Source organism: Streptomyces sp. UG1 (assembly GCF_049974585.1).
Lineage (GTDB): Bacteria > Actinomycetota > Actinomycetes > Streptomycetales > Streptomycetaceae > Streptomyces.
The window spans coordinates 1-16421 of sequence record NZ_JBNGGG010000018.1; the positions used below are offsets into that span (position 1 = coordinate 1).

Here is a 16421-nt window from a genome sequence, read left to right on the forward strand (position 1 = left end):
CGATACCCCCGAACCGCCACTGGGGCGCGCGTTCCTCGATGAGTTCGGCGGGGTCTACGGCGAAGGTGAACGGCATGATGCGGCCCTCCAGACGGTGAGACGGCGGGACGGCGAGTCCCAACCTAAGTATGCATCATAGTGCACACATGCACCAGCGATGCATCCATAGAATGGAGCCTGCGCGAATCGAGTACACCGACGACGACTTCCAGGCGAGGGAACACACGTGACCCGTACACCCGCGGCAGCCAAGAACCCGACAGGCCCGACCCAGCAGGCGATGGGCCGCAGGGAGCGGCAGCGGCAGCGGATCCGCTCCGCGATCCTGGATGCCGCCCTGGAACTGTTCGCCGAACAGGGCTACGTCGCCACGACCATCGACCAGATCGCGGAACGTGCCGACCTTGCCCGCCGAACCGTCTTCAACCACTTCCCCCGCAAGCGCGACATGCTCGACGCCTGGAGGGGTGAGCGCCGGGAGCTCGTGGCCGCCCGGCTGAGTGACGGCGGCGTCCGCCGAGCCCCCGCCCGCCGCCAGCTCGAACTCCAGATGGAGGCCCTGGCCAAGGTGAACGAGGAGGACCCCAGGATGGCCCGCGTCCTCTCGCTGGGCTGGCTGAGCGAACTGGGGACTTTCGACAGCCCCTTCCCGGTCTTCGACTCGTTCCGCGACAGCGTCCGCCTCGGCCAGAAGAACGGCGACTTCCGCTCCTCCGTGACCGCGGAAGCGGTCGCGGAAACCCTCAGCGCCGTTTACACCGAAACCCTCCACCGCTGGCTCCAGGCACATCAGCACACCGACCAGCCATTCCCTCTCAGCCCGGCCCTTCGGGTGAAACTCGACCTCCTCCTCGACGGCCTCACGGCGCCGCGGGACTGACGGCACCTCGGAACTGGCGACACGCCGCTTTCGACAGGGCCCCGTCGCGCGCTCGGATGGCTATGGGTATGGCAAAAAATATGCACTCTCAGTGCATCGATGTACTGGCAGTGCTACAAATGATCCAGGATCAACGGCGCGACTGATCGACGAGCGCCCTCTGATCCCTCCCCATCCGCAACACCCATCCCATCCGCTCCACCTCCGTCGAGTCAGGGCAGGGTTCGGCGTGGTCGCGGCAGGCATGAACACTTCACCTTTGCAGCCGGCTCAGCCTTGAGAGGACCCGCACGTGATCACGAACACGACCGGAACCACGAACCGTCCCGCAGCCGAAAGCGGCATCTTCCGCCTCGGCGGCGACCTGCCGGTCCATCGCCTCGGCTACGGCACCATGCGCCTGCCCGGCCCCGGAGTCTGGGGCGAGCCCACCGACCGCGCCGAGGCCGTACGCGTGCTGCGCCGTGCGGTCGAGCTGGGCGTCACCTTCATCGACACCGCCGACTCCTACGGCCCCTTCACCGCCGAGCAGCTCATCCGCGAAGCACTGCACCCCTACGCGGACGACCTGGTCATCGCCACCAAGGGCGGCCTGACCCGGCAGGGCCCCGGCGAATGGCGGCCGGTCGGCCGCCCCGAGTACCTGCGCCAGCAGGTCGAACTGAGCCTGCGCCACCTCGGCCTGGAACGGATCGACCTCTACCAGCTGCACCGCATCGACCCGCAGGTGCCCCTCGCCGACCAGCTCGGCGCCCTGGCCGAGCTGCGGGACGCCGGCAAGATCCGGCACATCGGCCTGTCGGAGGTCTCCGTGGCCGAACTGGAGCAGGCCCGGGCGATCACCGAGATCGCCTCGGTGCAGAACATGTACAACCTCGCCGAGCGCAAGTCCGAAGACGTCCTGGACTACGCCGAGGCGAACGGCATCGGCTTCATCCCCTGGTTCCCCATCGCCACCGGACAGCTGGCCAAGCCCGGCGGCCCTCTCGACACCGTTGCCAAGGAGTACGACGCGACGCCCTCCCAGCTCGCGCTGGCCTGGCTGCTGCGCCGTTCGCCGGCGCTGCTGCCGATCCCCGGCACCTCCTCGGTGGCCCACGTGGAGGAGAACATCGGCGCGGCTCGGATCCGGCTCTCCGACAGCGCCTACCAGGCCCTCGTCGACGCCGTCTGAGCCTGCCGGGCGGGCGCAGTCACGGTCTTGCGGGCCGGAGAGCCGACTGGACGAGATCCGCGCACGGCGATGAAACCCCAGTCGCCGATCCGGGGTTCGTCGCGCCGGGCCGCCATCCCGGTCAGCGCCCGGGATGCAGGCCGAGCCACCCCGGGGAGGGCGCCCCCGTCACCTCGCCGACGTAGAGAGTGAGCTGCTGCCTGAAGCGCTCGACGAGGCCGCGGTTCGCCATGAAGTCCTCGAAGCCGTCGAGGTGGGCGTTGCGGTACTCCCCAATGCGGCGATAGCCCTCGTGGGGCTGGACGTCGGTGCGCACCGGCCAACGGATCCACAAACTCGAGCCCGACCCCGTCGCCGCCCCCATCGTGCAGCGGATCTTCACCATGTGCCTCGACGGCATGAGCGACAAGGCCATTGCCGCCCAGCTCACCCGGGGAGGCTCCCCTGCCCCTCCGCCCACGACGCCAGCCGCAATCCGCATCGCAAGAAGACCGCATGGCGACAGGGCGCCGTGCGGGCCATCCTCATCAACGCCCGGTACACCGGCTACGAGGTCTGGAACAAGCAACGCAAGGAAGAACGCCTCCTCGATGGTCCGCTCCAACGAACCCGCCCACGAAGCGATCATCAGCCCCGATCTCTTCGACACCGCGGCAACCGTCCGCCGACAACGGGCCCGCAACCAGGGCCGACAGGAACGAGCCGGCAAGCAGGGCGGACGCCCCTACGCCCTGCGCGGACGGGTCCGATGCCCTGGATCAGTTCGCAGAGAGACAAGGAGGCGGCACGCAGGAAACTCGACGCGCTCCCCGCCATCACCCGGAAGGAGGAACCCCCACTCGACGCGCAACAGATCCGAGAGATCGCTGAGAGTCTTGGAGACATTGCGCTGCGAATCCAGAGAAGCGGCGCCGAGCAGAAAGGCCCGCTTTACGAAGCCCTGGGCATCACCATCAGCTACGAACACGCGACGAGGACCGCGACCGTAAGGTCGAGGCCCTCGTCTCCGTATCGTCAGTAGTTGGTTGTGTCCGAGGGGGGACTTGAACCCCCACGCCCGATAAAGGGCACTAGCACCTCAAGCTAGCGCGTCTGCCATTCCGCCACCCGGACTAGGTGTCTGCCGCCTTGCCGGGGGTCTTCCCCGCAGCGACGTGGACAACAATACCAAGGTTTCGGAGTGCCTTTCACCTGCATATCCGTGTGCCGGACGGCCGCAGGAGACGTCCCGCCAGGCAGTCGGCGGTGCCTCACGGCAGGTGACCGCGGGGGCACGCACGGGTGAGGTCGGCCGTTACCGGTGGCGCCCGCGTGGATGGGCGCCACCGGTGTCCCGTCACGGCATGAGGTGGTAGTCCGGGAAGTTCCCGGGCAGCCGCTCCCCGGCCGGACCTTGCGTCACCGCGCGCACCAGCAGCTCGCCGCCGACGAACGCCCCGCGCCAGGACGCGCCGAATCCGCCGAACAGCTCATCGCGGTCACCGCGCGAGCGCGGCTTGCCGTGGCCGACCTTGAACGCGCGGATCTGCGGGGCCAGGCGGTCGTAGGTCGTCCGGTCGTCCGTGGACAGCGTGGCGACCAGCGCGCCGTTGGAGGCGTTCATCGCCGCCAACAGCTCGGCCTCGGTGTCGACCAGGACGATGGTGTCCACCGGGCCGAACGGTTCCGCGTGGTGAAGAGGGGAGGACGGGGGCGGGTTCAGCAGCGTGACCGGCTGGACGTACGCCGAGGTGTCCTGACCGGGCAGGAAGCTCACCTCGGACAGCTTGCCCCGGTGCAGCGGGACGGCGCCGCGGTCGATCGCCTCGGCGACCTGGTCCTCCAGCTCCTTGGCCTTGGCCGCGTTGATGACCGGACCGAAGTCCAGCTTCGGGTAGGGGTCGTCCCGGTTCTCGACCGCCAGGGGGTGGCCGACCCTGAGCGTGCGCACTGCGGGGAGGTACGCCGCGAGGAACTCGTCGAACAGCTCACGCTGGACGACGAAGCGCGGGTACGCCGTGCAGCGCTGTTTGCCGTAGTCGAAGAGCTTGGGGATGACCGCCGTGAGCGCGTCCCAGTCCGTGTAGTTCCAGATGCCCCAGGTGTTCAGTCCTTCCTGTTCGAGTACATGTCGTTTGCCCAGGTCGGCGACTGCCGTGGCCACCGCGGCGCCGGTGTCGCGGCCGCCGACGAAGGAGACGCAGCCGATCTCGGGCGCCCGCACCAGCGCCTGGGACAGCTCGCCTCCGCTGCCGCTGAGGAGGGTGACGGGAATCCCTTCGCGGGCGGCCAGTGCGCAGGCCAGGGTCAGACAGGCGACACCGCCGTCGGTCGGGGTCTTGGCGATGACCGCGTTGCCCGCCAGTGCTTGTACCAACACTGCGTGAACGAGCACGCTCATCGGGTAGTTCCAGCTCGCGATGTTGGAAACCGGCCCTTCCAGCGGGGCCCGGCCGGCGACCATCGGCTCGATGCCGTCGACGTACCAGCGCACGCCGTCGATGGCCCGGTCGACGTCCGCCTGCGCGAGCCGCCAGGGCTTGCCGATCTCCCATACGAGGAGCAGGGCGAGCAGCTCCCGGTGCTGGGTCAGGGCGTCAAGGGTGGCCGCGACGCGCGCCCGGCGTTCGTCCAGCGGGATGTGCCGCCAGGCTCGGTGCTGGTCGAGGGAAGCGCGTACGGCCTGGTGGGCGGCGGCCCGGTCCAGGCGCGGCGGCCCGGCGATCGGTCCGCCGTCGACGGGGCTCATGGCGGGCAGGGCGCGGCCGTCCGCCTGCCAGGTGGAGTTCCAGAGGTTGAGGACCCGGTCGTCCCGGAATGCCTCCGGGGCGACGGTGAGGCAGCGCTGCCATGCGTCGGCCCAGGAGGTGCCTGCTTTGAGGGTGAGGGTGGTGGCCATGGGGTCTCCGCTCTCGGTGCACGGTCGGGGGCGGTTGGTGACGGCTACGACGAGGCAGGCCAGGCGCAGGTACACGTGAGAGTGGTCTCGCCCGGACCATGAGCGACGTCAGGCCTTCGAGCCGAGGCGGTCCAGCACCAGGCGCGCGGTCTCGGTGGGCGTACTGCCGACCCCGACGCCCACCGCCTCGAGCGCCTCCTTCTTCGCCGCGGCCGTACCGGACGATCCGGACACGATCGCGCCCGCGTGCCCCATGGTCTTGCCCTCGGGTGCGGTGAATCCGGCGATGTAGCCGACGACCGGCTTGGTGACGTGGTCGCGGATGTACGCGGCCGCGCGTTCCTCGGCGTCGCCGCCGATCTCCCCGATGAGGACGATCAGTTCGGTGTCGGGGTCGTCCTGGAAGGCGGCCAGGCAGTCGATGTGGGTCGTGCCTACGACAGGGTCGCCGCCGATGCCGACACAGGTGGAGAAGCCGATGTCACGCAGCTCGTACATGAGCTGGTAGGTGAGGGTGCCGGACTTGGAGACCAGGCCGATGCGGCCGGGCTTGGTGATGTCGGGCGGGATGATGCCCGCGTTGGACTGGCCGGGGGTGATCAGGCCGGGGCAGTTGGGGCCGATGATGCGGGTGCCGCGCGCCTTGGCATACGTGGTGAAGGCGACGGAGTCGTGGACCGGGATGCCCTCCGTGATCACGACGGCGAGTCCGATGCCGGCGTCGGCGGCCTCGAGGACGGCCGCCTTGGCGAAGGCGGGCGGCACGAAGACGACGGCCACGTCGGCGCCGGTCGCGCGGATGCCATCGGCGACCGAGCCGAAGACGGGGACGGCGCGGTCGTCGAAGTCGACGGTGCGGCCCGCCTTGCGCGGGTTGACGCCGCCGACGACGTTCGTGCCGGCGGCGAGCATGCGCCGGGTGTGCTTCATGCCCTCGCCGCCGGTCATGCCCTGGACGAGGACCTTGCTCTCCTTGGTGAGGTAGATGGCCATGTCGTCGTGTCTCCTCAGGCTGTGGCGGCGGCGAGTCGGGCGGCCCGCAGCGCGGCGCCGTCCATGGTGGTGGCCTGCTGGACCAGGGGGTGGGCGCGGTCGTCGAGGATGGCGCGGCCGCGGGCGGCGTTGTTGCCGTCGAGGCGTACGACGAGCGGCTTGGTCAACTGGACGTTGTCCAGGGCCCGCACGATGCCGTCGGCGACCGCGTCGCACGCGGTGATCCCGCCGAAGACGTTGACGAAGACCGACTTCACGGCCGGGTCGGAGAGGATGACGGAGAGGCCGTCGGCCATGATCTGGGCCGATGCGCCGCCGCCGATGTCGAGGAAGTTGGCGGGGCGGGCGCCGCAGCCCGCGACGACGTCGAGGGTGGACATGACGAGGCCGGCGCCATTGCCGATGATGCCGACCTCGCCATCGAGCTTGACGTAGTTGAGGCCCTTGGCCGCGGCCGCCGCCTCCAGGGCGTCATCGTGCTCCACGTCGTCGGCGCCCCAGCGTGCCTGCCGGAAGCGGGCGTTGTCGTCGAGGGTGACCTTGCCGTCGAGGGCGAGGATCCGGCCCTGCCGGGTGCGCACGAGCGGGTTCACCTCGACGAGGAGGGCGTCCTCGCGGACCAGCACCTCCCACAGTCGTACGAGGACGTCGACGGTCTGCGGCGGCAGTCCGGCCGCCTCGGCGATCTCCCCCGCCTTCGCGGACGTGACACCCTCGGCCGGGTCGACCGGGATGCGCGCCACCGCCTCGGGCCGGTCGGCGGCGACCTCCTCGATCTCCATGCCGCCCTCGGCCGAGGCGATCGCGAGGAAGCCGCCCGCCGCGCGGTCGAGCACGTAGGACACATAGAACTCGGTCTCGATGTCCACGGGCTGGGCCAGCATCACCTTGCCGACCGTGTGGCCCTTGATGTCCATGCCGAGGATCTGACGTGCCGTGATCTCCGCGGCTGCCGGGTCCGCGGCGAGCTTCACGCCGCCCGCCTTGCCGCGGCCACCGGTCTTCACCTGCGCCTTGACCACGACTCGGCCGCCGAGCCGGCGTGCGATCTCGCGGGCTTCCTTGGGTGAGTCCGTCACCTCTGCCCGTGGCACCAAGATGCCGTGTTCCTCGAAAAGTTCCCTTGCCTGGTGTTCGTACAGGTCCATTTCGGCTCCTGACTCAAAAGTGCCGCACGCCCCCTGGACACCACCCACCGGATGCGGGATAACAAGGTTCATACAGTATTCGTCGACTGTATGCAATGTACCGCGAGAGCCGTTCCAACCCCCTACGAAGGGACAGGACTTCGCCATGCCCGACGACACCCAGGACGTCATTTCCGGTGGTCATCTCGTAGCCAAGGCGCTGAAGGCCGAGGGGGTCGACCGCATCTACACCTTGTGCGGCGGCCACATCATCGACATCTACGACGGCTGCGTCGACGAGGGCATCGAGGTCGTCGACGTCCGTCACGAGCAGGTCGCCGCCCACGCCGCCGACGGCTACGCCCGCATCACCGGCAAGCCCGGCTGTGCGGTCGTCACCGCCGGCCCCGGCACCACCGACGCCGTCACCGGCGTCGCCAACGCCTTCCGCGCCGAGTCACCCATGCTGCTCATCGGCGGCCAGGGCGCCCTCACCCAGCACAAGATGGGGTCCCTGCAGGACCTGCCGCACGTCGACATGATGACGCCGATCACCAAGTTCGCGGCGGCCGTGCCGGACACGGCGCGCGCGGCGGACATGGTGTCCATGGCGTTCCGCGAGTGCTACCACGGCGCGCCCGGGCCCTCCTTCCTGGAGATCCCGCGCGACGTCCTCGACGCCAAGGTGCCCGCCGCCAAGGCGCGCGTGCCCAAGCAGGGCGCCTACCGCGCCTCCACTCGCTCGGCCGGTGACCCCGAGGCCATCGAGAAACTCGCCGACCTGCTGGTCCACGCCGAGAAGCCGGCCATCCTGCTCGGCAGCCAGGTGTGGACGACACGCGGCACCGAGGCGGCCATCGAGCTGGTGCGCACCCTCAACATCCCCGCGTACATGAACGGCGCCGGCCGCGGCACGCTTCCGCCCGGCGACCCGCACCACTTCCAACTGTCACGCCGGTACGCCTTCTCAGGCGCCGATGTCATCGTCATCGTCGGCACGCCCTTCGACTTCCGCATGGGCTACGGCAAGCGGCTGTCGCCGGACGCCACCGTCGTGCAGATCGACCTCGACTACCGCACGGTCGGCAAGAACCGCGACATCGACCTCGGGATCGTGGGCGACGCCGGGCTGGTGCTGAAGTCGGTGACCGAGGCGGCCTCCGGTCGGGTCAACGGCGGCGCGTCGAAGCGCAAGGAGTGGCTCGACGAGCTGCGCGCGGCCGAGCAGACCGCCATCGACAAGCGGCTGCCGAACCTGAGGTCGGACGCCTCGCCGATCCACCCGTACCGGCTGGTCAGCGAGATCAACGACTTCCTCACCGAGGACTCGATCTACATCGGCGACGGCGGCGACATCGTCACCTTCTCCGGTCAGGTCGTGCAGCCCAAGTCGCCCGGCCACTGGATGGACCCGGGACCGCTGGGCACGCTCGGCGTCGGGGTGCCGTTCGTGCTCGCGGCCAAGCAGGCGCGGCCCGACAAGGAGGTCGTCGCGCTCTTCGGCGACGGCGCGTTCTCCCTGACCGGCTGGGACTTCGAGACGCTCGTCCGCTACGACCTCCCCTTCGTCGGCATCGTCGGCAACAACTCCTCCATGAACCAGATCCGCTACGGCCAGGCCCAGAAGTACGGCATGGAGCGCGAGCGGGTCGGCAACACCCTCGGCGACGTCCACTACGACAAGTTCGCGCAGATGCTGGGCGGTTACGGCGAGGAGGTCCGGGACCCCGCCGACATCGGCCCGGCGCTCAGGCGCGCCCGCGAGTCCGGCAAGCCGTCGCTGATCAACGTCTGGGTCGACCCGGACGCGTACGCCCCCGGAACCATGAACCAGACCATGTACAAGTGAGGTGGCCTGCATGACCGGCACGACGGGTACTCCGTCCAAGGCTCTCGAAGGCATCCGCGTTCTGGACATGACCCACGTCCAGTCCGGGCCCTCCGCGACCCAGCTGCTCGCCTGGCTCGGCGCGGACGTCGTCAAGCTGGAGGCGCCGTCCGGTGACATCACGCGCAAGCAGTTGCGCGACCTCCCGGACGTCGACTCCCTCTACTTCACGATGCTCAACTGCAACAAGCGGAGCATCACCCTCAACACCAAGACCGAGCGCGGCAAGGAGATCCTCACCGAGCTGATCCGGCGTTCCGACGTCATGGTCGAGAACTTCGGACCGGGCGCGGTCGACCGCATGGGCTTCACCTGGGACCGTATCCAGGAGATCAATCCGCGTATCGTCTATGCCTCCATCAAGGGGTTCGGCGAGGGCCCGTACACCAACTTCAAGGCGTACGAGGTCGTCGCGCAGGCCATGGGCGGGTCGATGTCGACCACCGGTTTCGAGGACGGGCCGCCGCTGGCGACGGGAGCCCAGATCGGGGACTCGGGTACGGGTGTGCACGCCGTCGCGGGGATTCTCGCGGCGCTGTTCCAGCGCGAGAACACCGGGCGTGGGCAGCGGGTCAACGTGGCCATGCAGCACGCTGTACTCAACCTGTGCCGGGTGAAGCTGAGGGACCAGCAACGCCTGGCACACGGGCCGCTCGCTGAATATCCCAACGAGGACTTCGGCACCGAGGTTCCCCGCTCGGGAAACGCGTCCGGCGGCGGTCAGCCCGGCTGGGCGGTGAAGTGTGCGCCGGGCGGCCCGAACGACTACGTGTACGTCATCGTGCAGCCCGTCGGCTGGCAGCCCATCAGCGAGCTCATCGGCCGGCCCGAACTCGCCGACGACCCCGAGTGGGCGACGCCTCAGGCCCGGCTGCCCAAGCTCAACAAGATGTTCCAGCTCATCGAGGAGTGGTCCTCGACCCTGCCCAAGTGGGAGGTACTGGAGAAGCTCAACGCCCACAACATCCCGTGCGGGCCGATCCTGTCCACCCAGGAGATCATCGAGGACTCCTCGCTGGTCGCCAACGAGATGGTCGTCACCGTGCCACACCCCGAGCGGGGCGAGTTCAGGACCGTCGGCAGCCCGCTCAAGCTCTCCGACTCCCCCGTCGAGGTGTCCACTTCACCGCTGCTCGGCCAGCACAACGAAGAGGTCTACATCGGCGAACTGGGCCTCGGTGACGAGGAAGTGCGCCTGCTCAAGTCGAACGGAGTGATCTGACGTGATGGCCGAAGACCGCGTCCTGAGGGTGCGGACACTCCTCGACTCCGTGCGGGCCGAGGGCCGTACGGCGCTGACCGCGCCCGAGGGCAAGGTGATCGCCGACGCGTACGGGATCGCCGTACCGGGCGAGGAGCTCGCGACGGACGTCGACGAGGCGGTGGCCTACGCGGCGCGCTTCGGCGGGCCCGTGGTGATGAAGATCGTCTCGCCGGACATCCTGCACAAGACCGACGCGGGCGGCGTGATCGTCGGCGTCGAGGGGGCGACGGACGTACGGGCCGCCTTCCACAGGATCGTCGACAACGCGCGCGCCTACAACGCCGATGCCCGCATCGAGGGCGTGCAGGTGCAGGAGCTGCTCCCACAGGGGCAGGAGGTCATCGTCGGCGCGGTCACCGACCCGACGTTCGGCAAGGTCGTCGCCTTCGGGCTCGGCGGAGTGCTGGTCGAGGTCCTCAAGGACGTCACCTTCCGGCTCGCGCCCGTGACCGCCGACGAGGCGCTGTCCATGCTGGACTCGATCCGGTCGGCGGAGATCCTGCGCGGGGTGCGCGGCCAGGCGGCGGTGGACCGGTGGGCGGTCGCCGAGCAGATCCGCCGGGTGTCGCAGCTCGTCGCGGACTTCCCGCAGATCGCCGAGGTCGACCTCAACCCGGTGATCGCCACCGCACAGGGCGCGGTCGCCGCCGACATCCGCGTGATCCTCTCCGAGACGCCCGCGAAGCCACGCCGCCGCTACACGCGCGAGGAGATCCTCACCTCCATGCGCCGGCTGATGCAGCCGTCGTCGGTCGCCGTCATCGGCGCGTCCAACGAGCAGGGCAAGATCGGCAACTCGGTCATGCGCAACCTCATCGACGGTGGCTTCGCCGGGGACATCCATCCGGTGAATCCCAAGGCCGATGACATTCTGGGCCGCAAGGCGTACAAGAGTGTCACGGACGTTCCCGGTGAGGTGGATGTGGCGGTCTTCGCTATCCCCGCCAAGTTCGTGGCCTCGGCCCTGGAGGAGGTGGGACGCAAGGGGATCCCTAACGCCGTGCTGATCCCCTCCGGGTTCGCGGAGACCGGTGAGCACGAACTCCAGACGGAGATCGTCGCCATCGCCGAGCGGCACGGCGTCCGGCTGCTGGGCCCGAACATCTACGGCTACTACTCGACGTGGCAGGACCTGTGCGCCACGTTCTGCACACCGTACGACGTCAAGGGCGGGGTGGCCCTGACCTCGCAGTCCGGCGGCATCGGGATGGCCATCCTGGGCTTCGCGCGGACCACGAAGACGGGCGTGTCGGCCATCGTCGGCCTCGGCAACAAGTCGGACCTGGACGAGGACGACCTGCTGACCTGGTTCGGCGAGGACCCGCACACCGAGTGCATCGCGATGCACCTGGAGGACCTCAAGGACGGGCGCGCCTTCGTCGAGGCCGCGCGCGCGACCGTGCCGAAGAAGCCGGTCGTCGTCCTCAAGGCGGGCCGCACGGCGGCGGGCGCCAAGGCGGCCGGCTCGCACACCGGAGCCCTCGCCGGCGATGACGCCGTGTACGACGACATCCTCAAGCAGGCCGGTGTCATCCGGGCGCCCGGGCTGAACGAAATGCTGGAGTACGCGCGCGCGTTGCCGGTGCTTCCCGTCCCCCAGGGCGACAACGTCGTGATCATCACCGGCGCCGGCGGCAGCGGGGTGCTGCTGTCGGACGCGGTGACCGACAACGGCCTGTCCCTGATGGAGATCCCGCCGGACCTGGACGAGGCGTTCCGGAAGTTCATCCCGCCCTTCGGGGCGGCGGGCAACCCGGTCGACATCACGGGCGGCGAGCCGCCGTCGACGTACGAGGCGACGATCCGGCTCGGGCTTGAGGATCCGCGCATCCACGCGCTGGTCCTGGGCTACTGGCACACGATCGTCACTCCCCCGATGGTCTTCGCGGAGCTCACCGCGCGCGTGGTGGCCGAATTCCGGGAGCGCGGCATACAGAAGCCCGTCGTCGCGTCACTCGCGGGCGATGTCGAGGTCGAGGAGGCCTGCCAGTACCTGTACGAGCGGGGGGTCGTGGCGTACCCGTACACGACCGAGAAGCCGGTGGCCGTGCTGGGCGCCAAGTACCGGTGGGCGCGGGCGGCGGGACTCCTGGGGGGCGGTTCATGAGGTGAGGCAGCGGGGGGCCGGCCGACGGTGCGCGTCGGCCGGCCCCGGGACCCGCACGCGCACGAAAGGCAATGGACAGGGGGCGCTGGCCAGAACTTTCGACGCAAGGGGTGCAACTGACGTGACAACCACCGACGTGACAAGGGTCGCCGCCTACCGGGAGGTGACCGACAAGAACGGACGCGTCTACCGCATCGGCGAGTCCGACATCGACATCATGGGCCGCAAGCGCAAGTGGATGGTGATCCTGCCCTGGATCGGCATGATGGGCATCTCCTCGGCCGAGTACGCGTTCGCGTCCGCCGAGGACACCCTGCACACGGCGCATCACTGGAACAGCATGCACATCTTCTGGATGATGACCGTGTGGGTCTTCTTCCAGGCCGCGGTGGCCTTCCCCGCGGGAAAGCTGCGTGAGAGCGGAAAACTGCCGGCCCGCTGGGCGATGATGTTCGGCGCGACGGGCACTCTGCTCGGCTATCTGTCGCTGGCCTTCGCACCGCACGTCATCGTCGCCTATATCGGCTTCAGTGTGTTCAGCGGCATGGGCGCGGGCATGGTGTACGCCACCTGCGTCAACATGGTGGGCAAGTGGTATCCGGAGCGCAAGGGCGGCAAGACCGGCTTCGTCAACGGCGGTTTCGCCTACGGCTCGGTGCCCTTCGTCTTCATCTTCAACGGCTACATGGACCTGACCAACTTCCGCTGGGTGCTGGTCTCGGTGGGTGTGTTCCTGGCCGGGATCGTCGCGTTCTCCGGCTTCTTCTTCAGGGACCCGCCGATGAACTGGTGGCCCGCCGCGATCGACCCGCTCAACCCGCCGAAGGACCCGCGCGCGGCCCGCTCGCTGCGGATGAACCCGCCTGCGGTCCACCAGTACTCCCCCAAGGAGGCGTGGAAGACCGGCCGGGTGGCCCTGATGTGGTTCTGTCTGGCATGCACGTCCGGCGTGAACATCTTCGGTATCGCCTTCCAGGTGGAAATCGGCGAGGAGGCCGGCTTCGCGGGCGGGATCGTGGCCACGGCCATGTCCCTGAAGGCGATCGTCAACGGCACCGGCCGCGGTGTCATCGGCTGGCTCTCCGACCTGTACGGCCGCAAGCGGTGCCTGCTCGTGGTGTGCGTCATCCTGGGCCTCTCCCAGTACGGCATCCTCTGGTCGGCCGAGGCCAAGAACCTTCCGCTGTTCCTGATCTTCTCCTCGATCTCCGGCTTCGGCGGCGGCGCCATCTTCCCGATGTTCGCCGCGCTCACCGCCGACTACTTCGGCGAGAACAACAACGCGTCCAACTACGGCATGGTCTACAGCGCCAAGCTCGTCTCCGGTCTGGGCGCCGGCATGGGTGCCGTGGTCGTCAGCGCCTGGGGACACTCCGGCGCCTTCATCCTGGCGGGCTCCATCTCACTCTTCGCCGGTTGCATGGCGCTGTTCCTGAGCCCACCCGGACGCGACAAGGAAACGCGCCGTATCGCTCCCAACCCGCAACCGCTCGGCGAGGACATGTCCTGACATGACGGCAGATCCGCACGCAGCAAGCAGCTCGTCCGCACCGTCCGACGCCGCACACCGTCCCTACCGTGAGGTCACCGACGCGCGCGGGCGCGTCTACCGTGTCGGCGAAACCGACCGGGACATCCTCGGCCACTCCCGCAAGTTCATGGTGTATCTCCCGTGGATCGCCATGATGGCCATCAGCGTCTTCGAATACGCGTACGGCTCCGCGGAGGACACCCTGTCCCACGCGCACGGCTGGACGCAGAGCAACACCTTCTGGATCCTCAGCGTCTGGGTGTTCTTCCAGGCCGGTGTCGCCTTCCCGGCGGGCTGGCTGCGGGAGAAGGGCATCCTGACGGCCCGCAGGGCCATGTACCTGGGCTCGGGCATGTGCCTGCTGGGGTTCCTGGCTCTGTCACACCTGAGCAATGTCCTGCTGGCGATCCTGGGCTTCGGTGTCGTCGGTGGAATCGGTGCCGGCCTGATCTACGCGACCTGCATCAACATGGTCGGCAAATGGTTCCCCGAACGGCGCGGTGCCCGTACCGGGTTCGTCAACGGCGGGTTCGCGTACGGATCGCTGCCGTTCATCTTCATCTTCAACTACGGGTTCGACACCGCGAACTACCACCGGGTGCTGGACCTCATCGGCTGCTACATCATGATCGTCGTCCTCGGATGCGCGTTCTTCTTCAAGGACCCGCCGAAGAACTGGTGGCCCGCGGACGTCGATCCGCTGACGTACGCGGGCGATCGGAAGAACGCGGCGAGCCTGGCCAAGAACCCTCCGGCGGTGCAGCAGTACACGCCCCGGGAGGCCATCAGGACGGGCATGCTGCCGCTGATGTGGCTGTCCGTCGTGCTGACCGCAGGGGTGTCGATCTTCGGCATCTCCTTCCAGGTCGACTACGCCAAGGAGGTGGGGTTCGGCCCCCTGGTCGCGGCGTCGTCGATGGGGGTGATGGCGGTCATCAACGGCATCGGCCGCGGCGTCGTGGGCTGGCTGTCCGACCGGTGGGGCCGCAAGTCGACCCTCGTGTTCGTGATCGTCGTGCTGGGTCTGGCCCAGTTCGGCGTGATCTGGGCCGGAGACCTCAGGAGCGAGTGGCTGTTCCTGTTCTTCGCGTTCCTCTCCGGCTTCGGCGGCGGCGCGTTCTATCCGCTGTTCGCGGCGCTCACCCCGGACTACTTCGGGGAGAACTACAACGCGACCAACTACGGCCTCGTCTACAGCGGCAAGCTGATCAGCGGCCTCTTCGGCGGCGGCCTGGGCTCCATGGTCGTCGCGGCCTGGGGCTACGACGGCGCCTACGCGCTGGCCGGCGGCGTGTCGCTGGCGGCGGCCGCGATCGCGTTGCTGCTGCGGCAGCCGGGACGGGCGGCGACGCCGCATCCAGCCGGTTGAATGATCGTGAACTTGAGGAGGCCCTCCCCGCCCGGGGAGGGCCTCCTCATTTCGGTGCGGCCGTCAGCACTTCTCCCGCAGCGAGTGCAGATGCTCGCTGGAACGCCGGGCGAAGGTGAAGGACTCGGTCGGGTTGTCGTGCTCCGCCTGCCAGTGGTGGGCGAAACGATGCCCCCGCAGTCTCGTCACGGCGGAGATGAACCGCTTGTAGTCGATGTCGCCGTCGCCGACGTCGACCATCTGGTAGCCGTACTGATTGTCCGGGTCGCTCACACCGTCCTTGACGTGGAAGAGCGGGTAGCGGTGGGGCTGCTTCAGCACGTAGTCCAGGGGCTCGAAGGGGGCGGGTGAGCCGTCCGGCCGCTTCGAGAAGCGGAACTGGCCGGAGTACGCCCAGAAGATGTCCATCTCCAGGTAGACGAGGTCGGGGTCGGTCTCGGCGAGCAGCACGTCGTAGAGGCGGACCTTGGGATTGTCGGTGGCGAAGGAGAACTCCTCGGAGTGGTTGTGCTGGTAGAACTTCATGCCGCGCGCCTTCGCCGCGGCGCCGTAGGTGTTGAACTCCTCGGCGGCGCGCTTCCAGGCGTCGACGGTGGACCCGTAGCGGAACGGCCCGGAGGCGGTGCCTATGTGCTTCAGGCCGAGGGCCTGGGCGTCGTCCAGGACTTTGGTGAGGTTCTGGGCGAACGTGTAGGCGTTCGGGTCGTTGGAGTAGTAGCCGACGTGGCTGCCGATCGGGTTCAGGCCGTGGTTCCGGGCCAGCCGCTTGAGCTGGGCGAGGGTGATCGGGCCGGCCGAGCCCTGGGTGTATCCGGCGAACTCCACCTCGTCGTAGCCGTACTTCTCCAGTTCGGCGAAGACGGGGGCGAAGCCGAGCGTGGAGACCTTGTCGCGCAGGCTGTAGAGCTGGATGCCGAGGCGGCCGGGCGGCAGGACGGGGCGGCCGCGGCCGTGCCCGCGGGAGGCCGCGCCCGGGGCGGACGCGGTGCCGGGGGCGGCGCTCGCGGGGGCCGCGGCGGCGCCCAGCAGGGCGGCGGCCGTGGTGCCCGCGGCCACGCCGAGCATGCCTCGTCTGGTGAGGCGGTGGGTGAGTTCGGGATCCGTCTGGGAAAAGCGGCTCATGCCTGGAACTCCCTGTGATCGAAGGCCGTTGTCAGTGGTGAGTGCTTCACTTGGGACCAGTCGGAAGAGACGGGTCGGTGAGACCGGC

At 68.8% G+C, this 16421-nt stretch carries 13 protein-coding genes and 1 tRNA gene; 8 read left to right on the top strand and 6 right to left on the bottom strand.

What is annotated here, in order from left to right:
- Window positions 1–226 precede the first annotated feature (226 nt).
- Both ACP4J3_RS20810 and ACP4J3_RS20815 read left to right on the top strand, forming a co-directional pair.
- A complete protein-coding gene (locus tag ACP4J3_RS20810) occupies window positions 227–880 on the top strand; it encodes a TetR/AcrR family transcriptional regulator (RefSeq protein ID WP_426536539.1) in 654 nt (217 codons plus the stop codon).
- Window positions 881–1175: 295 nt separating this feature from the next.
- Complete coding sequence (locus ACP4J3_RS20815; RefSeq protein WP_426536820.1) at window positions 1176–2054, top strand: aldo/keto reductase; 879 nt, start codon at window positions 1176–1178, stop codon at window positions 2052–2054.
- Between the two features lie 121 nt (window positions 2055–2175).
- On the opposite strand, the gene ACP4J3_RS20820 is transcribed toward ACP4J3_RS20815, so the two are convergent.
- The gene (locus tag ACP4J3_RS20820) at window positions 2176–2370 is read right to left on the bottom strand and encodes a hypothetical protein (protein ID WP_426536541.1); all 195 of its coding nucleotides are present in this window, start codon (window positions 2368–2370) and stop codon (window positions 2176–2178) included.
- 69 nt (window positions 2371–2439) lie between these two features.
- Here ACP4J3_RS20820 and ACP4J3_RS20825 point away from each other — a divergent pair, with 69 nt between their 5' ends.
- Window positions 2440–3075: a recombinase family protein gene (locus ACP4J3_RS20825; protein ID WP_426536543.1), complete on the top strand. Its 636-nt coding sequence runs from the start codon at window positions 2440–2442 to the stop codon at window positions 3073–3075.
- Window positions 3076–3082: 7 nt separating this feature from the next.
- On the opposite strand, the gene ACP4J3_RS20830 is transcribed toward ACP4J3_RS20825, so the two are convergent.
- From ACP4J3_RS20830 to sucC, 4 genes are all read right to left on the bottom strand, one after another.
- Window positions 3083–3167 (bottom strand) — tRNA-Leu (locus tag ACP4J3_RS20830).
- A gap of 223 nt (window positions 3168–3390) precedes the next feature.
- Window positions 3391–4932, bottom strand: a complete 1542-nt coding sequence (locus tag ACP4J3_RS20835) for an aldehyde dehydrogenase family protein (RefSeq protein ID WP_426536545.1) — start codon at window positions 4930–4932, stop codon at window positions 3391–3393.
- A 108-nt stretch (window positions 4933–5040) separates the two neighbouring features.
- The gene (gene sucD / locus ACP4J3_RS20840) at window positions 5041–5925 is read right to left on the bottom strand and encodes a succinate--CoA ligase subunit alpha (RefSeq protein ID WP_426536547.1); all 885 of its coding nucleotides are present in this window, start codon (window positions 5923–5925) and stop codon (window positions 5041–5043) included.
- Window positions 5926–5939: 14 nt separating this feature from the next.
- A complete protein-coding gene (gene sucC, locus ACP4J3_RS20845) occupies window positions 5940–7073 on the bottom strand; it encodes an ADP-forming succinate--CoA ligase subunit beta (RefSeq protein ID WP_426536549.1) in 1134 nt (377 codons plus the stop codon).
- A 145-nt stretch (window positions 7074–7218) separates the two neighbouring features.
- On the opposite strand from sucC, the gene ACP4J3_RS20850 reads away from it, so the two are divergent.
- From ACP4J3_RS20850 to ACP4J3_RS20870, 5 genes are all read left to right on the top strand, one after another.
- The gene (locus ACP4J3_RS20850; protein ID WP_426536551.1) at window positions 7219–8901 is read left to right on the top strand and encodes a thiamine pyrophosphate-binding protein; all 1683 of its coding nucleotides are present in this window, start codon (window positions 7219–7221) and stop codon (window positions 8899–8901) included.
- A gap of 10 nt (window positions 8902–8911) precedes the next feature.
- A complete protein-coding gene (gene frc / locus ACP4J3_RS20855; protein WP_426536553.1) occupies window positions 8912–10162 on the top strand; it encodes a formyl-CoA transferase in 1251 nt (416 codons plus the stop codon).
- Window positions 10163–10166: 4 nt separating this feature from the next.
- A complete protein-coding gene (locus ACP4J3_RS20860; RefSeq protein ID WP_426536555.1) occupies window positions 10167–12311 on the top strand; it encodes an acetate--CoA ligase family protein in 2145 nt (714 codons plus the stop codon).
- 121 nt (window positions 12312–12432) lie between these two features.
- Complete coding sequence (locus ACP4J3_RS20865; RefSeq protein WP_426536557.1) at window positions 12433–13821, top strand: OFA family MFS transporter; 1389 nt, start codon at window positions 12433–12435, stop codon at window positions 13819–13821.
- Between the two features lies 1 nt (window position 13822).
- The gene (locus tag ACP4J3_RS20870) at window positions 13823–15211 is read left to right on the top strand and encodes an OFA family MFS transporter (protein WP_426536559.1); all 1389 of its coding nucleotides are present in this window, start codon (window positions 13823–13825) and stop codon (window positions 15209–15211) included.
- 63 nt (window positions 15212–15274) lie between these two features.
- Here ACP4J3_RS20870 and ACP4J3_RS20875 read toward each other — a convergent pair whose 3' ends face one another.
- Window positions 15275–16333 carry a sugar phosphate isomerase/epimerase family protein gene (locus ACP4J3_RS20875; protein ID WP_426536561.1) on the bottom strand — a complete coding sequence of 353 codons (1059 nt, stop codon included), beginning with the start codon at window positions 16331–16333 and terminating at the stop codon, window positions 15275–15277.
- Window positions 16334–16421: the final 88 nt, after the last annotated feature.